The sequence below is a fragment of the Massilia sp. Root418 genome, from assembly GCF_001425265.1.
Lineage (GTDB): Bacteria > Pseudomonadota > Gammaproteobacteria > Burkholderiales > Burkholderiaceae_D > Rugamonas.
In genome coordinates this window covers 213,449-229,911 of sequence record NZ_LMEC01000021.1, presented here as the reverse complement: position 1 = coordinate 229,911, position 16,463 = coordinate 213,449, and the positions used below count along the sequence as shown (strand labels likewise).

15 protein-coding genes and 1 other RNA gene are annotated in these 16,463 nt (G+C 65.0%); 8 read left to right on the top strand and 8 right to left on the bottom strand.

Annotated elements, in window-relative coordinates:
* Window positions 1-6: 6 nt before the first annotated feature.
* From ASC94_RS19130 to rnpB, 4 genes are all read right to left on the bottom strand, one after another.
* Entirely contained in the window at window positions 7-405 is a 399-nt protein-coding gene (locus tag ASC94_RS19130) for a VOC family protein (RefSeq protein WP_056398783.1), read from the bottom strand.
* Between the two features lie 124 nt (window positions 406-529).
* Window positions 530-1,045 (bottom strand): GNAT family N-acetyltransferase, encoded by a 516-nt coding sequence (locus ASC94_RS19125; protein WP_056398781.1) that lies wholly within the window; start codon window positions 1,043-1,045, stop codon window positions 530-532.
* 24 nt (window positions 1,046-1,069) lie between these two features.
* On the bottom strand, window positions 1,070-2,575 hold the full coding sequence (gene glpK / locus ASC94_RS19120; RefSeq protein ID WP_056398779.1) for a glycerol kinase GlpK: 1,506 nt from the start codon (window positions 2,573-2,575) through the stop codon (window positions 1,070-1,072).
* Between the two features lie 30 nt (window positions 2,576-2,605).
* Window positions 2,606-2,945, bottom strand: an RNA gene (rnpB, locus tag ASC94_RS20500) — RNase P RNA component class A.
* Window positions 2,946-3,142: 197 nt separating this feature from the next.
* On the opposite strand from rnpB, the gene ASC94_RS19115 reads away from it, so the two are divergent.
* Entirely contained in the window at window positions 3,143-4,843 is a 1,701-nt protein-coding gene (locus tag ASC94_RS19115) for a thiamine pyrophosphate-binding protein (protein ID WP_056398776.1), read from the top strand.
* 64 nt (window positions 4,844-4,907) lie between these two features.
* Here the strand turns inward: ASC94_RS19115 and ASC94_RS19110 are convergent, their stop codons facing one another.
* Together ASC94_RS19110 and ASC94_RS19105 are read right to left on the bottom strand one after the other, a co-directional pair.
* Complete coding sequence (locus tag ASC94_RS19110; RefSeq protein WP_056398773.1) at window positions 4,908-5,483, bottom strand: hypothetical protein; 576 nt, start codon at window positions 5,481-5,483, stop codon at window positions 4,908-4,910.
* An 80-nt stretch (window positions 5,484-5,563) separates the two neighbouring features.
* Window positions 5,564-6,640, bottom strand: a complete 1,077-nt coding sequence (locus ASC94_RS19105; protein WP_056398772.1) for a porin — start codon at window positions 6,638-6,640, stop codon at window positions 5,564-5,566.
* Between the two features lie 794 nt (window positions 6,641-7,434).
* On the opposite strand from ASC94_RS19105, the gene ASC94_RS19100 reads away from it, so the two are divergent.
* The 7 genes from ASC94_RS19100 to ggt all read left to right on the top strand — a co-directional run bounded on the left by ASC94_RS19100 (window position 7,435) and on the right by ggt (window position 14,816).
* Complete coding sequence (locus tag ASC94_RS19100) at window positions 7,435-8,376, top strand: MerR family transcriptional regulator (RefSeq protein ID WP_229417338.1); 942 nt, start codon at window positions 7,435-7,437, stop codon at window positions 8,374-8,376.
* A 110-nt stretch (window positions 8,377-8,486) separates the two neighbouring features.
* The gene (gene ftsY / locus ASC94_RS19095) at window positions 8,487-9,542 is read left to right on the top strand and encodes a signal recognition particle-docking protein FtsY (protein ID WP_056398764.1); all 1,056 of its coding nucleotides are present in this window, start codon (window positions 8,487-8,489) and stop codon (window positions 9,540-9,542) included.
* A 22-nt stretch (window positions 9,543-9,564) separates the two neighbouring features.
* Window positions 9,565-10,248 carry a cell division ATP-binding protein FtsE gene (locus ASC94_RS19090; protein ID WP_056398761.1) on the top strand — a complete coding sequence of 228 codons (684 nt, stop codon included), beginning with the start codon at window positions 9,565-9,567 and terminating at the stop codon, window positions 10,246-10,248.
* Window positions 10,245-11,159 carry a permease-like cell division protein FtsX gene (gene ftsX, locus ASC94_RS19085; RefSeq protein WP_056398758.1) on the top strand — a complete coding sequence of 305 codons (915 nt, stop codon included), beginning with the start codon at window positions 10,245-10,247 and terminating at the stop codon, window positions 11,157-11,159. The genes ASC94_RS19090 and ftsX overlap by 4 nt, the downstream gene beginning before the upstream one ends.
* Window positions 11,160-11,573: 414 nt before the next feature.
* Window positions 11,574-12,473 carry an RNA polymerase sigma factor RpoH gene (rpoH, locus tag ASC94_RS19080; protein WP_056398755.1) on the top strand — a complete coding sequence of 300 codons (900 nt, stop codon included), beginning with the start codon at window positions 11,574-11,576 and terminating at the stop codon, window positions 12,471-12,473.
* Between the two features lie 119 nt (window positions 12,474-12,592).
* A complete protein-coding gene (locus ASC94_RS19075; protein WP_157201517.1) occupies window positions 12,593-13,033 on the top strand; it encodes a hypothetical protein in 441 nt (146 codons plus the stop codon).
* A 31-nt stretch (window positions 13,034-13,064) separates the two neighbouring features.
* Window positions 13,065-14,816, top strand: coding sequence for a gamma-glutamyltransferase (gene ggt / locus ASC94_RS19070; protein ID WP_056398752.1), 1,752 nt, complete (start codon window positions 13,065-13,067; stop codon window positions 14,814-14,816).
* A 101-nt stretch (window positions 14,817-14,917) separates the two neighbouring features.
* Here ggt and ASC94_RS19065 read toward each other — a convergent pair whose 3' ends face one another.
* A complete protein-coding gene (locus ASC94_RS19065) occupies window positions 14,918-15,274 on the bottom strand; it encodes an antibiotic biosynthesis monooxygenase (RefSeq protein WP_056398748.1) in 357 nt (118 codons plus the stop codon).
* Entirely contained in the window at window positions 15,271-16,419 is a 1,149-nt protein-coding gene (locus ASC94_RS19060; protein WP_056398745.1) for a cytochrome P450, read from the bottom strand. Before ASC94_RS19060 ends, ASC94_RS19065 begins: the two co-directional genes overlap by 4 nt.
* Window positions 16,420-16,463 lie beyond the last annotated feature (44 nt).

Here is a 16,463-nt window from a genome sequence, read left to right as displayed (position 1 = left end):
AGGCGTTCAGGCTTCCGGCGCCGACCAGACCAGGTTCCACAGGTGGCCGTCAATGTCCTCGAAACCCTGGTCATACATGAAGCCGTGGTCCTCCGGCGGGTGCGGCGTGCGGCCGCCCGCGGCGACGGCCCTGGCGATGAGCATGTCGACTTCTTCCCGGCTTTCGCAGCTCAGGCAGATGACGACCTCGTTGGCTTCCTTCGCCTGCACGACGGGCTTGTCGATCAGGGACTGGAAGAAAGGCTCGCTCGTCAGCATGGCCTGGATGGTGTCGCCGGCGATGTGCATGAAGACTGCGTTCTCGCCGCTGAACCGGGCATCGAATGTGAAGCCGAGTGCGGAAAAGAAGGCCTTCGACTTGTTCAAGTCTTTTACCGGCAAGTTGAGGATGATTTGTTTTTTCATGGCGTCTTCCTTCGAAAAGTGGAATGGGCATGCGGTGCTTCTTCCCTACGACGGATAGCGGCGCACGAAATCGACATGCTTTCGGGGCCGCAACGCAAAAATCGTCCGTTAATGCAAACGGCCGTCAGCGTTCACGCATATAGCTCTGGATAACTTTGCCGTGAAGCTCAGTTTCCATTTCGTAAGTCATGCCAAGCCGCTCGGCAACGCGGCGCGACGATACATTGGCAGCGGTGATCAGCGCGCGAACTTTCGGCTCGCGCCGAACGTCGAACACATGGTCCAGGACTGCCGCTGCTGCTTCGATGGCGATACCCTGTCCCCAGAACGCCCGGTAAGTATTCCAGCCGATCTCCATCGCGGTGGAGTCCTCGCGAAAGAACGCGCCTACGTTGCCGACAAGCTGGCCGGTGTGGCTGTTCTCCACAGCCCACCAGCCAGCGCCATCTATGAGCCAAAGGCCAGACTGGGAACTGAAAATTCGCCAGGCCGTGTAACGATCGGACGGCCCCAGGTGAGCCGAACTTTCCGGGTCCGTCAAATGGTCCGCAAATGCGCCGAAGTCCGCACGCCGGTATTCACGCAGCGTCAATCGCCCGGTCTGGAGGAGCGGAACGGCGGTATGGAATGTGTTGCCCATGAGGTAGTCGGGAACGCCAGCCGCTCAGAGCGGCGCGTCCCAGCCCTTGGCGCGCTCGACGGCGCGGGACCAGCGGGACAGCAGCGCGGCGCGCTGGTCGGCGCCCATGGCGGGCTCGAAGCGGCGTTCGCATTGCCATTGTGCGGCGATCTCCGCGGTCGACTCCCAGAACCCGACCGCCAGCCCCGCCAGGTAGGCCGCGCCCAGCGCCGTGGTCTCGGTGACCTTGGGCCGCAGCACCGGCACGCCCAGCAAATCGGCCTGGAACTGCATCAGCAAGTCGTTGCGGGCGGCGCCGCCGTCGGCGCGCACTTCCGTCACCGGAATGGAACGGTGCGACGTGGCCACGTCCCTTTGCATGGCGGCCAGCAGCTCGGCGCTCTGGTAGGCGATGGCCTCCACCGCCGCGCGCGCGATGTGCGCCGCCGTGGTGCCGCGCGTCATGCCCATCAGCGTGCCGCGCGCATACGGGTCCCAGTGCGGCGCGCCCAAACCGGTGAAGGCCGGCACCAGCAGCACGCCATCGCTGTCGGGCACGCTGCTGGCCAGCGCTTCCACGTCGCTGGACTGCTTGATGATACCCAGGCCGTCGCGCAGCCACTGCACCGTGGCGCCGCCCATGAAAACGCTGCCTTCCAGCAGGTAGTCGGTGTGCCCGTCCACGCGCCAGCCCACCGTGGACAGCAGGCGGTTGCGCGACACGGCCGCGTGCCGCCCGGCGTGCATCAGCATGAAACAGCCGGTGCCATAAGTGTTCTTGACCATGCCCGGCTGATGGCAGGCCTGGCCGAACGTGGCGGCCTGCTGGTCGCCCGCGATGCCCGCCACCGGGATTTCGCGCCCGAACAGGGCTGCCCGCGTCATGCCGATTTCTTCGCTGGAAGACACCACCTGCGGCAGCATCTGCTCGGGGATGTCGAACAGCGCCAGCAGGTCCGCGTCCCAGCGCATCAGGTGGATGTTGAACAGCATGGTACGGGAGGCGTTGCTGACGTCGGTCACGTGCACGCCGCACAGCTTCCAGGCCAGCCAGGAATCGATGGTGCCGAAGGCCAGGGCGCCGTGGCGGGCCCGCTCGCGCGCGCCGGGCACGTGGTCCAGCAGCCATTTGATCTTGGTGGCGGAGAAGTAAGCGTCCAGCTCCAGGCCGGTGCACTCGGCGATCTGCCTGGCCTTGCCGTCGGCGCGCAGCTGGTCGCAGATGTCGGCGGTACGCCGGTCTTGCCAGACGATGGCGGGCGCAATCGGCTCGCCGGTCTTGCGGTCCCACACCACGGTGGTTTCGCGCTGGTTGGCGATGCCGATGGCGCGCACCTGCTGCGGGTCGACATGGTTGTCGTGCAGCACCTTGCGGGCGACGGTGAGCTGGCTGTTCCAGATTTCGTTGGGGTCGTGCTCGACCCAGCCGGGACGAGGGTAATGCTGCGGATATTCCAGCGCCGCGCTGCCGTGGATGTGGCCCTGATGATCGAACAGGATGGCGCGCGAGCTGGTGGTCCCCTGGTCGAGCGCCAGGATGTATCGTTTCATTGGCATGTCCCCATGCAAAACAATGTATTCAGTTGAAGCAAGCCGATAGGCCGGATTTTGTTACGGCGCTCGCCCTTGCGGGTCCGCGCTATGACAGCCATTCCTCTAGGCGCTGGATTACTCCAGCGCTCAAGCTTTCTACCCGCACGCTCCGCGAGCAGCATCATCGCGTGCCTATTTGAAATTGCACCAGGTGGAGGTTACCGCGTTTCACCGTAACTTAATACGCTCGTCTCTGTGGCCCTATTCCTCGCCTTATACCTTGCGGCTTTCAGCGGACGGCCGTTAACCGTCACCCCGCTCTATGGAGTCCGGACCTTCCTCCCGCCTCTGCATTGCTGCATCGGCCAGCGGCTGTCTGGCTTGCTTCAGGGCATATTGTACCACGCGCCCCTGTCGCAAAAAAAATGGGGTCAGGGTTAGTTTTCGCCACGCGAAAAGTTGCCGTGAAAATTAACCCTGACCCCATTTTGGAAATTTGATGTCGCCATTTCAAAAGCCGCAGCGCCGGGGTGGCCGTAGAATGCCGCATCACTTTCCCGCATTTCTCACCATAAAGGTTAGACCATGACGCATCCCTCCCGCACCGGTGGCCAGATTCTGGTGGACGCCCTGAAGATCCACGGCGTCGACACCGCCTTCGGCGTGCCCGGCGAAAGCTACCTGGACGTGCTGGACGCCCTGCACGAGTCCGGCATCCGCTTCATCATCAACCGCCAGGAGGGCGGCGCGGCATTCATGGCCGAGGCCTACGGCAAGATGACCGGCCAGCCAGGCATCTGCTTCGTCACGCGCGGCCCGGGCGCCACCAACGCGTCCATCGGCGTGCACACGGCGTTCCAGGACTCGACCCCGATGATCCTGTTCATCGGCCAGGTGGGCAGCGATTTCATGGACCGCGAGGCTTTCCAGGAAATCGATTACCGCCGCATGTATGGCCAGATGGCGAAATGGGTGGCGCAGATCGACCGCGCCGACCGCATCCCCGAATACATGGCGCGCGCCTTCCAAGTGGCCACCAGCGGCCGCCCCGGCCCGGTGGTGCTGGCTTTGCCCGAAGACATGCTGACCACCATGGCGGCGGTGGCCGACACCGGCCGCTACCAGCCGACCCAGGGCGCACCGTCGCAGCCGCAGATGGCGCAGCTGCGCGCCATGCTGGCCGAGGCCAGGCGCCCGCTGGTACTGCTGGGCGGCGGCGGCTGGAATGCGCAGGCCTGCGCCGACGTGCAGCGCTTCGCCGAGGCGAACGCGCTGCCGGTCGCTTGCGCCTTCCGCTTCCAGGATCTGCTGGACAACCATCACCCGCACTACGCAGGCGACGTGGGCATCGGCATCAACCCGAAACTGGCCGCGCGCGTGAAGAACGCGGACGTGCTGATCGCCATCGGCCCGCGCCTGGGCGAGATGACCACCAGCGGCTACGAGCTGCTGTCCTCGCCGGTGCCGCAGCAGCGCCTGGTGCACATCCACGCCAGCCCGGAGGAACTGGGCAGCGTCTACCAGGGCGAGCTGATGATCGCCAGCGGCATGCCGCAAGCGGCCGCCATGCTGGCGCAGATGGAGCCGGTGGACGCTTCCGCCTGGCAGGGCAGCGTGGCCGAGGCCAGGGCCGACTACCTGGCCTTCCAGCAGCAGCCGCCGATCTTCCAGGACGGCAAGGCCCCGCTGGACCTGTGGCAGCTGGTGCAGGACATGGATGCGCTGACGCCGGCCGACACCATCATCACCAACGGCGCCGGCAACTACGCTACCTGGGCGCACCGCTTCCATCGCTACGGCGGCATGCGCACCCAGCTGGCGCCCACCAGCGGCGCCATGGGCTACAGCGTGCCTGCCGGCGTGGCGGCCAAGATCATCGACCCGGCGCGCACCGTGATCACCTTCGCGGGCGACGGCGAGTACATGATGAACGGCCAGGAGCTGGCCACCGCCGTGCAGTACAAGGCGGGCGTGATCATTATCGTGTTCAATAACAGCATGTTCGGCACCATCCGCATGCACCAGGAGAAGAACTATCCGGGGCGCGTGTCGGGCACGGAGCTGCATAACCCGGACTTCGCTGCGCTGGCGCAGGCTTACGGCGCGCATGGCGACGTGGTGACCGAGACGGCGCAGTTCGCGCCTGCGCTCAAGCGGGCGCTGGAGCATACGCGCGGCAAGCAGTTGCCGGCAGTGATAGAGCTGCGCTATGACGGCAACCTGATTACGCCTGGCGCGACCCTGGACACCATCCGCAAGAACGCCGAGGCGGCTCGTAGCTCGTAGGGCGGGTTAGCGGAGCGCGCCGAGCGGCACGTGTAACCCGCCAGTCGCAGCGCCGCCCCTCCCCTCAAGCCTGCTGCGGCTGCGGCGCGGCTTGCTTGACGGGTGCTTCGTGCGGCATCTTCGGCACCGCAGGCGCTGCATCTTCCGGCTCCAGGGGAGCCGGCTTGGCCGCCGGGCACGGCTTGCACGCTGGCGCGGCGCGCCCGAAATCTTTCACCTTCCTGAGCCTGGCCGGCACGTCCGGCTGGCCGCAATAGCCGCCATCGAGCACCAAGGTGTCGCCTTTGTCTGCGAACTTTCCGCTTATGGTGCGCTCTTCCTCGTCCACCCGCACCGTGAAATACATCTGCCTGCCCTGCGGGTCGATGTTGACGTCGCCCGCCACCAGCGGCCAGCTCAGGCCGCCCGCCGTGAATTCATAAATCACCGTATCCACTTCGGCAAAGCGCTGCACGCTGATGCGCTGGCCGCCGAACTCCCCGCTTTCCGGGTGCACGCACAAGTCCGAATACACCGCCATGCCGTAGCGCGGCAGGCCGGGCGCGCCGGGCTTGCCGGCCGTCTTGGGGGCGGCGATCGCGGCACTGGCGGCCAGCAGGGAGAAACACGCAACTTGATAGGTGAGATGGGCAATTTTCATGGGGTGCAATTCTAGCATCGGAATAGAAAACGGCGGCCCGCAGGCCGCCGTTCTCAGCATTCCATTCCGTTTAAAGGGAATTAGAAGGTGTGCTTGATGCCCACGTTGAAGGCTTTGTCGCCCGAACCGGCATCAGCGTTGTTGCCAACGGTGTAGCTGGCGCCGCGCTTGTTCTTGATCTTGGCGTAAGCAACGTAGGTGCTGGTACGCTTCGACAGGGCGTGCGAGTAGCCCAGTGCCCACTGGTCAGCATCGCGGTTTGCCACTTCGTTGTCATCCTTGCGGATGTACGAAGCCATCAGGGTGCCTGCGCCGCCGATCGGAGCGGTTGCGCCGATCAGGGTGGTGTCGCTGTTGGTCGAAGCGGCAACGGCGGTCGCGGTGAACGCGGTTGGGTTAGGGATAGGCGACGAGGTTGGGCCCTTGTCCTTGGCGTATGCCAGGTAGCCTTTTACCACGGTCCAGTCGTAGTTCGCAGCGATCAGGGTGTTGTGCGCGTAGTCGCGGTTCACCACTGGCACGCCGGCGGTTGCGGTGTCGTTGTTGCGTGCGCTGTAAGCGACGCGTACGTTCAGAGGACCGTTGCTGTAGCCAGCGGACACGCCCAGTTGACGGCCAGCGTCGGCTTTGGCTTGTTCGCCTACGCCGTACTGCAGTTCACCGCTGAAGCCGCTGTAGGTTGGGGTCTTGTAGTTGACCGAGTTCGAGATACGCACGCTGGCGCCCGAAGCGGAGAACAGGTTTTTAGCGGAACCAGCCAGGCCAGCCTGGAATGGATCGGCAACTTGCACCAGGGTGTTGTACAGCGGGGTGTACTGGCGGCCCAGGGTCAGCGAGCCGGCTTCTTTCGACACCAGGCCTACGTACGATTGACGCTGGAACAGGCCGGATGCGTCGCCCACGCCGGTGTCGGCTGCGAAGCCCGATTCCAGCAGGAACACTGCGGACAGGCCGCCACCCAGGTCTTCGGTACCGCGGAAGCCGATACGCGAGGTACTGGCAACACCACTGGCCACTTTCGTTACGTTACCTGCTTTGCCGCCACGCTCGGAGACCAGGCCGGCATCAACGATACCGTAGATGGTGACGTTCGATTGGGCAAAAGCAGCATTGCTCATTGCACCGAGAACTGCGATGGAGATCAGAGTTTTTTTCATTACGAGTTTCCTTCAGTTTGTGTTGCATAAAAGGGTAAAGCTGGAACCACGGCTCAATTCTTGTGCTTGTCGGCGCCTGCTTCGCAAGCACCACACTTTGTAATTTGTGAGGGCAATCCCCGATTGCCGCACTGCGATTTCGGATAAGAAACGCGTCACTTATATAGGCTGCCGCTCGTTGTTGCCGGCTTTGTCACAGAGCGGTCGGCTCTGGAGGCGGCACTATACTGGCCGTTTGCTAATCCAGCAAGTGTTATGAATCGTCCAGTGTGCACCGTAGACTGAACTGCAAGCTGAACCAAACAACATTATTTATACAGCAAACGGGCAGATTCTGCTCGGACTTGTTAGTTATAAGTAATTTCCACAATAGAATGTTGGGCCAAAAACCCCTGTCCCCGAGCCTTCTGCGGCGCGCCCTTGACGGCGCCGGCGGAGCGCCTATGGTTTACCTGACGAGGCCGCTTCCGCTGCCGCTAGCCTGTGCCGAAGCGCTTCTTCGATACAACACTTGCAGAAATTTTTTTTCGAAAAAGTTGACTTTTATTGTCTACGACAAATCAAGCACTTCCGGCGGAATCATCAACATTGTTCAGGCTGGCTCGCCTGTGTCGTGGACAAGGTCTGTCATAGGGAAGTTTCGGGGAGCGCCCCCCTGCCGGGACGGGACACTTTCTCTATCGAAACGATTGTAGAATGCAAATCGCGGCCCCGGCGCAAGTCCGTCCGCACAGAAAGCGCGGCCACCCCGAACACGTGGCCGCTTAGGCAAAATGAACACTGAGGCCCCCTCTTTGACAGTCCCCAGTACCATCAGCGACGTTGAGCGCGACACCGGCGTGGCCAAGGAAACCTTGCGCGTCTGGGAGCGCCGCTACGATTTTCCGCAGCCCCTGCGCGACCCGTTCGGCGAGCGCGTCTATCCCACCGAACAGGTGGTCAAGCTGCGCCTGGTGAAAAGGCTGATCGATCTCGGCTTCCGCCCCGGTAAAGTCATCCAGTACAGCCCGGAAGAGCTGCAGGCCCTGGCCGAGAAGGCCGCCGACAGCAACAAGGCGCGCAGCCGCGCGCACCACCCGGAACTGCAGGTCTACCTCGACTTGTGCAAGGCGCACCAGATGGACGCGCTGCGCCGCAAGCTGTCGCAGGCGCTGCTGGTGATGGGCCTGAAAAGCTTCGTCATCGAACTGGTCACCCCGCTTACCGTCATGGTGGGCGACGCCTGGGCCTCCGGCCGCTTTGCCGTGTTTGAAGAACATCTGTTCGCCGAATCGCTGCAGATGGTGATGCGCAGCGCCATCTTTTCCGTGCCGCAGGCGAACGCCAGCCACAACGGCGCGCCGCGCCCGCGCATCCTGCTCACCACCCTGCCGCAGGAACGCCACGGCCTGGGCCTCTTGATGGCCGAAGCGCTGTTTGCCGCCGAAGGCGCGCACGCCATCTCGCTCGGCATCCAGACCCCGGTGCCCGACATCGCCGATGCCGCCCGCAGCCTGGGCGTGGACATCGTGGCGCTGTCGCTGTCGGCCTCGATGAACCCGCGCCAGGCGCTGGACGGCCTCAAGGAGCTGCGCGCGCGCCTGCCGGACACCGTGGAAATCTGGGCCGGCGGCAACTGCTCGGCGCTGCGCAAGCGCCCGCCCGCCTTCGTGCGTGTGTTCCAGCTGGCCGAAATCGCCGGCGGCATCGCCGACTGGCGCGTGCGCGTGCGCACCCAGGCCTTGCCGATAGGTTGATCATCGAACAACCCCGCTGCGGCTGGCCGCCCGCGCTCTGGTAGAATACCGGCAGATTTCCCCCGTCCGGCGCCGCCGGACCTTCGCTTGAAGCCCTCTACCGCACACCCATGTTTAGCTTCTTCAAGAAAAAACCTGTCCAGCCTGAGACTCCCCCCGCCCTGCCCACGGCAGCCGCCCCCGCTCCCACGGTCGCCCCCGCGCCAGCCCCCGACACGCTGCTGCCGGCCGCTCTGGCCCCGCTGAGCGCCCCCGGCGCCGAGCAGGACAAGCCGAACTGGATGGCACGCCTGAAAGCCGGCCTGTCCAAGACTTCCGCCAACCTGTCCGTGCTGTTCGTCGGCGCGAAGATCGACGACGCGCTCTACGACGAGCTGGAAGCGGCCCTGCTGATGTCCGACGCCGGCATCGACGCCACCGAATTCCTGCTGGACGCCCTCAAGCGCAAGGTCAAGGAGGACAAGCTGCTGGACGCGGCCGCCGTCAAGGCCGCGCTGAAAACCCTGTTGATCGACCTCTTGGCGCCCCTGCAGAAGCCGTTCGAGCTGGGCCGCCACCAGCCGCTGGTGATGATGATTTCCGGCGTCAACGGCGCCGGCAAGACCACCACCATCGGCAAGCTGGCCAAGCACATGCAGGGCCACGGCCAGTCCGTGCTGCTGGCCGCCGGCGACACTTTCCGCGCTGCCGCGCGCGAGCAGCTGATGGTGTGGGGCCAGCGCAACAACGTCACCGTCATCTCGCAGGAGTCCGGCGACCCAGCCGCCGTGTCCTACGACGCGGTGCAGTCGGCCAAGGCCAAGGGCATCGACGTGGTGATGATCGACACCGCCGGCCGCCTGCCGACCCAGCTGCACCTGATGGAAGAGCTGAAAAAGGTCAAACGCGTGCTGGGCAAGGGCCTGGAAGGCGCACCGCATGAAACCTTGCTGGTGATCGACGGCAACACCGGCCAGAACGCGCTGGCGCAGGTGAAAGCCTTCGACGACGCGCTGCAGCTGAGCGGCCTCATCATCACCAAGCTGGACGGCACGGCCAAGGGCGGTGTGATCGCGGCGATTGCCCGCGTGCGCCCGGTGCCGGTGTACTTCATCGGCATCGGCGAGCGCATCGAAGACCTGCAGCCGTTCAACGCCACGGAATTTGTCGAAGCCCTGCTTGGATAATGGATAAGGACGGCGCCCGCCCATGATTGAATTCCAGCACGTTAGCAAACAATATTCTGCCGACGCCACCGCACTGCGCGACGTCTCGCTGACCGTCGGCAAGGGCGAACTGGTGTTCCTGGCCGGCCCGTCCGGCGCCGGCAAGTCCACCCTCCTCAAGATGATCGCGGCCATGGAGCGCCCCAGCTCGGGCAAGGTGATCGTCAACGGCCAGGACATCGGCAAGCTGAAACCGGCCGGCGTGCCGTTTTTGCGCCGCAACCTGGGCCTGATCTTCCAGGAACAGCGCCTGCTGGCCGACCGCTCCATCCTCGCCAACGTCATGATGCCGCTGATGGTGACGGGCCAGCCGCGCGCCCAGGCCGAGCAGCGCGCCCGCGCCGCGCTCGACAAGGTGGGCCTGGGCGACCGCGCCAACGCTTCGCCGCTGGCCCTGTCCGGCGGTGAACAGCAGCGCGTATCGATCGCGCGCGCCATCGTCAACCGTCCGCAGATCATCCTGGCCGACGAGCCGACCGCCAACCTGGACCGCGCCAGCGCCGACCGCGTGCTGGACGCCCTGCGCGCCTTTCACTCGGTGGGCGTGACCTGTCTGATCTCCACCCATGACGACCAGGTGCTGGCCGGCGCGGCGCGCGTGATCCACCTGAAACAGGGCCAGCTGCAAATCGAAGGCGATGCGCCACGGCAGGAGGTGGCGGCATGACCAGCTGGTTCCGTCAACATGGCTTCGCGCTCGGCGCTGCCCTGGTGCACCTGCGCAAGGCGCCCGGCAGTTTCCTGTTCAACATCCTGGTGGTGGCCATCGCCCTGGCGCTGCCCTTCATGGGCCTGACCCTGCTGGACAATGTGCGGCCGCTGTCCGAACAGATGTCGGTCGATCCCGAAATCAGCCTGTTCATGAAGCAGGACGTGACGCGCGAGCAGGCTGCCGCGCTGGCCACGCCGCTGCGCGAGCTGATGAAGGACGCCAAGATCATCTTCGTGCCGCGCGAAAAGGCGCTGGACAACCTGAAAGACAAGAGCGGACTGTCGGACGTGATCGCCACCCTGGGCGAAAACCCGCTGCCGGACAGCTACATCGTCAAGCTGGACGCCTTCCGCAGCGCCGCCGCCGGCCTCGACGTGGACCTGCTGGCCGAGCAGATGCGTGGCCTGCCCGGCGTGGATACGGTGCAGATTGATTCGGCCTGGGTCAAGCGCCTGGCCGCGCTGATCGGCATCCTCAAGCTGGCCCTGCTGCTGCTGGCCGCCACCCTGGGCACGGTGGTGGTGGCGGTGGTGTTCAACACCATCCGGCTGCAGGTGCTCACGCAGCGCGAGGAAATCCTAGTGTCCAAGCTGATCGGCGCCACCGACACCTTTATCCACCGCCCCTTCTACTACACCGGCGCCCTGCTCGGCCTGTGCGCCGGCGGCGTGGCGCTGGGCGCGGTGGCGCTGGCGCTGCAGCCGCTCAACAAGGCCATTGCCGAGTTCGCCCGCTTGTACGCTTCGGAATTCCAGTTGGCCCCGCTGGAGCCGCTGCCCATGGCCGGCCTGCTGGCCGTGTCGGCCACGCTGGGTTTGATCGGCGCCGTGCTGTCCGTGCAGCGCCATCTTGCCCGGCTGAACTGAGATCCGGCGGGTTACGCTTCGCTAACCCGCCCTACAGGCCCGGGCCCGGGCCCGGGTGATGGGCGATGGCGTAGGGCGGGTTAGCGCGCAGCGCGTAACCCGCCGCAGCGTGCGTTCGCGCACAGTTCCGTCATCCTCCCCCCGTTATCCTGTCCGCATTGACGTTTCGCAAACACAATGCGGCCTGCCACGCCTTTGCCAAAAGCCATCGAATAGAATCAGCCCATAGCATTACGGCTATCAGGGTCATTTGATCCGGCAATTGGCACTCTCCGATTGAGAGTGCTAATATATGTCCAACCGATACCTCAACTCATGCTGAAATGCAATATTAAGCTGAGTTTAAGAAGTGTCCCGCAAGATGCAAGAATCCGAAACATTCCGTGTTCGACGAGCGAGGAAACAAAAATGACTATGATGACCGCACCTGCCGCATTGGTACCCACCAATAAAAATGCCATGGCACTGGGACTGGGATTCACTGGCAACCTGGGCAACCTGGACGCCTACATTTCGGCGGTCAACCGCTTGCCTATGCTCACGCCTGAAGACGAAAAGCGTCTGGGCCGCAACCTCAAGGACAACAACGACCTGGGCGCCGCGCAGGAGCTGGTGCTGTCGCACCTGCGCCTGGTGGTCTCGATCGCGCGTGGCTACCTGGGCTACGGCCTGCCGCACGCCGACCTGATCCAGGAAGGCAACATCGGCCTGATGAAAGCCGTCAAGCGTTTCGACGCCGACCAGGGCGTGCGCCTGGTGTCGTATGCCATGCACTGGATCAAGGCTGAAATCCACGAATACATCCTGAAGAACTGGCGCCTGGTCAAAGTGGCCACCACCAAGGCCCAGCGCAAGCTGTTCTTCAACCTGCGCAGCCACAAGCAGGGCCTGGACGCCATGTCGCCGGCGCAGATCGACCAGCTGGCCAAGCTGCTGGACGTGAAGCGTGAAGAAGTGATCGAAATGGAAACGCGCCTGAGCGGCCGCGACATCGCGCTGGAATCGCCGACCGACGACGAAGACGACAAGTTCGCGCCCATCGCCTACCTGTCCTCCGATCAAAGCGAGCCGACCCGCGTGCTGGAAGCCGAGCAAGTGACGCGCCTGCATTCCGAAGGCCTGGAAACGGCGCTGGGCAAGCTCGACCCGCGCTCGCGCCGCATCGTGGAAGCCCGCTGGCTGGCCAACGACGACGGTTCCGGCGCCACGCTGCACACCCTGGCCGACGAATTCGGCGTCTCCGCCGAGCGCATCCGCCAGATCGAAGCTGCCGCCTTGAAGAAAATGAAAGGCGCGCTCGCCGCCTACGTATAAAGCGCCACACAATAAAATGGGGTCAGGGTTAATTAAAAACTAACCCTGACCCCATTTTCACGCGTGCGCCACATTTGATGTGTTTTAGCTAATATTTTGATCCATACAGGAGAATGAATATGCAGCTTAGAATCATCAGCTTACTGACCGCATTCGCCGGTTTCGGCATCGTTGCCGCGTGCAGCGTGGTGGCGCAGAACGGCGGCGGGGATGCGCCCGCACCCGCACCGCAGCGCAAGAGCGCCACCTATACCCTGACCGCCGGCCAGAGCGTGGCCCTGACGCCTACCGCCACCCTGAAACTGGAACGCATCAACGACAGCCGCTGCAAGACCGGCGCGGTCTGCGTGTGGGAAGGCTATATCAGCTACAGCTTTGTGCTCACCAACAATGGCAATTCGAGCAATTTCGTGTTGGCGGAGAAGATGCCGGGCGGTAGCAATACCGCCACCCAGCAGGGCCTGCGCTTCACGCTGGGCGGCGTGGAGCCGGCCGACCCGCCGGCACTGAATGCTCCGGCGCCAACTTATCGGGTAAGCTTGCGGGTGGATGTTTCCTAGCCACCGAGCTTCGCCACCGATAAGAGAGCACATGACCTCACGCCCTTGCCGCGCCTTCCCTTCCCTGCTAGTTTCTTCCATCATCATCATCGCCGCCGCGCCGGCCGCCTGGGCCAAGAGCCCGGTGGCGACCGGCACCGGCGGCGCCGTGGCCACCATCAGCGAACAGGCCAGCCAGTCGGCCATGACCATCCTGAACCAGGGCGGCAACGCGGTTGACGCGGCCGTGGCAGCGGCAGCCACGCTGGGCGTGACCGATCCGTTCAGCTGCGGCATCGGCGGCGGCGGCTTCATGATGATCTATCTGGCCAAGGACAAGCGCGTGATCACCATCGACCACCGCGAAACCGCACCCGCCAACTTCAAGCCCACCATCTTCCAGCAGGACGGCAAGGAGCTGGACTTTGAACAGGCCGTGGCCAGCGGCATGTCGGTCGGCGTGCCGGGCACGGTGCGCGGCTGGCACGAGGCGCTGGACCGCTACGGCTCGATGCCGCTGAAAAAGGTGCTGCAGCCGGCCGTCAAGGTGGCTGCGGAGGGCTTCCGCGTGAACGGCAATTTCTCGCGCCTGGTGGCCTCCAACGAGGGCAAATTCAAGCAGTTCCCGGCCACGGCCAGGCTGTATCTGAGGGACGGCAAGGCCCTGCCGGAAGGCAGCCTGCTGCGCAACCCGGACCTGGCCAAGGCCTACCGCGAGCTGGCGGCGGGCGGTATCAAGGTTTTCTATGAAGGCAAAATTGCGCGCGCCATCGTCGACGCCGTGAACCAGCCGGGCGCCGGGGTGCGCGCCGGCGCGATGACCATGGCCGACTTGGCCAACTACGAGGCCCGCATCCGCCAGCCGCTGCGCTCCACCTACCGCGGCTACGACATCTACGGCATGCCCCTGCCCAGCAGCGGCGGCGTGGCGGTGGCCGAAGCGCTCAACATCCTGGAAGGCTTCGACCTGAAAACCATGCCGCGCGAGAAGGTGGAACACCTTTACCTGGAAGCGAGCCGCCTGGCCTTTGCCGACCGCAACGCCTACCTGGCCGATCCTGAGTACGTGGAGGCGCCGGTGCCCGGCCTGATGAGCAAGGACTACGCCGCGCGGCGCCGGGAGCTGATCAATCCGCAGCGCGCCGCAGCGCGCGCCGAGGCGGGCGATCCCTACCCCTTCCAGAACGACCAGAGCGTGCCGCTGCGCCCGGCCAACGCCAAGCTGCTGTCGGAGAGCGCGCACACCACGCACCTGACCGTGTCGGACAAGGAGGGCAACATCGTTTCCTACACCTTCACCATCGAGTCCTGGGGCGGCAGCGGCATCACGGTGCCGGGCTACGGCTTCCTGCTGAATAACGAGATGACGGACTTCGACTTCAGCGGCCCGCATCCCAACGTGCCGGAAGCGGGCAAGCGTCCGCGCAGCAGCATGTCGCCGACGCTGGCGTTCAAGGACGGCAAACCGGCCTTTTCGATCGGCAGCCCGGGCGGCTCCACCATCATCACCACGGTGCTGCAAACCATCGTCAACCACGTGGACCTGGGCATGAGCATGGACCAGGCGGTGGACGCGCCGCGCCTGTCCGAGCGCAACAACGCGGTCACCGATATCGAACCGGGCTTCGGTGGCAGCGATGCGTCCAAGGCGCTGGAAAAATACGGCCAGCGCTGGAGCCCCGCCCCGCAGGAGATCGGCGCGGCCAATGCGCTGCTGTTCAACGCCGACGGCACCGTGACCGCCGTGAGCGAAGGCAAGCGCCACGGCGTGGGCAGTGCACTGGTGCAGAAGAAAGGGCACTGAGGAGGGGGCCGGTCACGCGGCCGCAGCGCTGCGGCCCGCCTGCGGCCAGCTTCGTCCCGCCTGCCGCCCGGTTGCGCCCGCGCCCGCACCCTCGCCCGCATCTACGCCTGGCCTGCGCCGTGCCGCGCGCGGCTGTCCGCTGGCGCCTGCGCGCGCTCGTTGAGGCCATAGTCGCGCACCACGCCGGCGATGCGCAGGCGGTAATCCTCAAAGATGGCGGCGCGGCCCGCCGACTGCGCGGCGCGATGCGCCTCCAGCTGGCGCCACTGCGCGATCGCCGCCTCGTCGCGGAAAAAGGACAGCGACAGCAGCTTGCCCGGCTCGCTCAGGCTCTGGAAGCGCTCGATGGAAATAAACCCGTCCACCTGTTCCAGCAAGGGCCGCAGGCTGGCGGCGATGTCGAGGTATTCCTGCTTATGCTCGGCCTTGGGCCAGACTTCAAATATCACGGCAATCATGCGTTCCCCTGGGCGTCAATAAATTCGGGAATGCGGGCGTTCACGGAAGGCCGATAGCGCCACGCCATGGGTGCAATCGGACCGTCGCGCAGCAGCACGCCTACCGCAGCGGCAGCGATGGTCTGCGACAGCGCCTGGCCGGGACAGGCGTGTACGCCCTGCCCATAGCCCTTGTTCGCAGCGGCCAGCAGTACCAGTATCGCCTGCCCCGCTTCGACGCGCGCGCCGCCGATGTCCACGGCATGCGCGGCGAAGCGGCGCGTGTTCTGGATGGGCGGATCGTCGCGCATCACGTTCGCCACCAGCACGGCAGCTGGCAGCCCGGCCCTGGCCGGCTCCCGCAGCACCGCCACGACGCTGTTGCCGATCAGCCCGGCCGTAGCCTCATAGGTCTGCGACAGCAGGCCGACCAGGTTGGCCAGGATGGCATTGGCATTGTTCCACCCGGCCGCATCAGCTTCGGCCAGCACCTTCGCCAGCAGGCTGCCGGGCAGCGCGCCGGAAGCCTGCAGCATCGCCTTGAAGCTGTCCAGCAGCGCCAGCGCGGCGCCATGTGAGCGTGCCACCTGCTCCGCGCTGCTGAGTGGCGACAAACAGGCCACAAACTCGCCCATCCACGCCGCCACTTGCGGCAACTGCGCATCTGGAAAGCCCAGCAGGCTGGCGACAGTCCGCACCGGCACGCCCAACATCCAGGCCGATAATGCGCCAGGCATCGGCCAGCAGCGCGCCGGGACACGCGAATCGTCCTCCTTGCCCGAGCCGCCCGCACCGCCCACGCCAGGGCGCGCAGCCGCTATGCCGGCGTTCGCCACTTCGCTGGCGCGGGCGTGAACGGCAGCGAGGTCCAGGCTAGCCAATGCACGCTGCAACACCAGCTTGGGTGCCGCGTGCCGCTCGCCGTCGTTCATGCGCACCAGCGCGCCAAACACCTGCCCCGCGCTGCCGCCCGCAATGGCCGCCGGCACCGGCTCGGCGGCCGGCCGCACGCGCAGGTCCGCATGGCCGAGCACCGCCGCCACGTCGGCCGCGCCGGCCGCGATCCACAGCTTCAGGCCGGCGTCAAAAAACAGCCCTGGCCGCGCAGCCAGCGCGGCGTAATACGGATAAGGATCGGCGTGCGTTACCGCTGCGATGGCGTCCATGTTCTCCCCTTTGCATATGTCGATGGAGTGCAGTATCCTGAAAA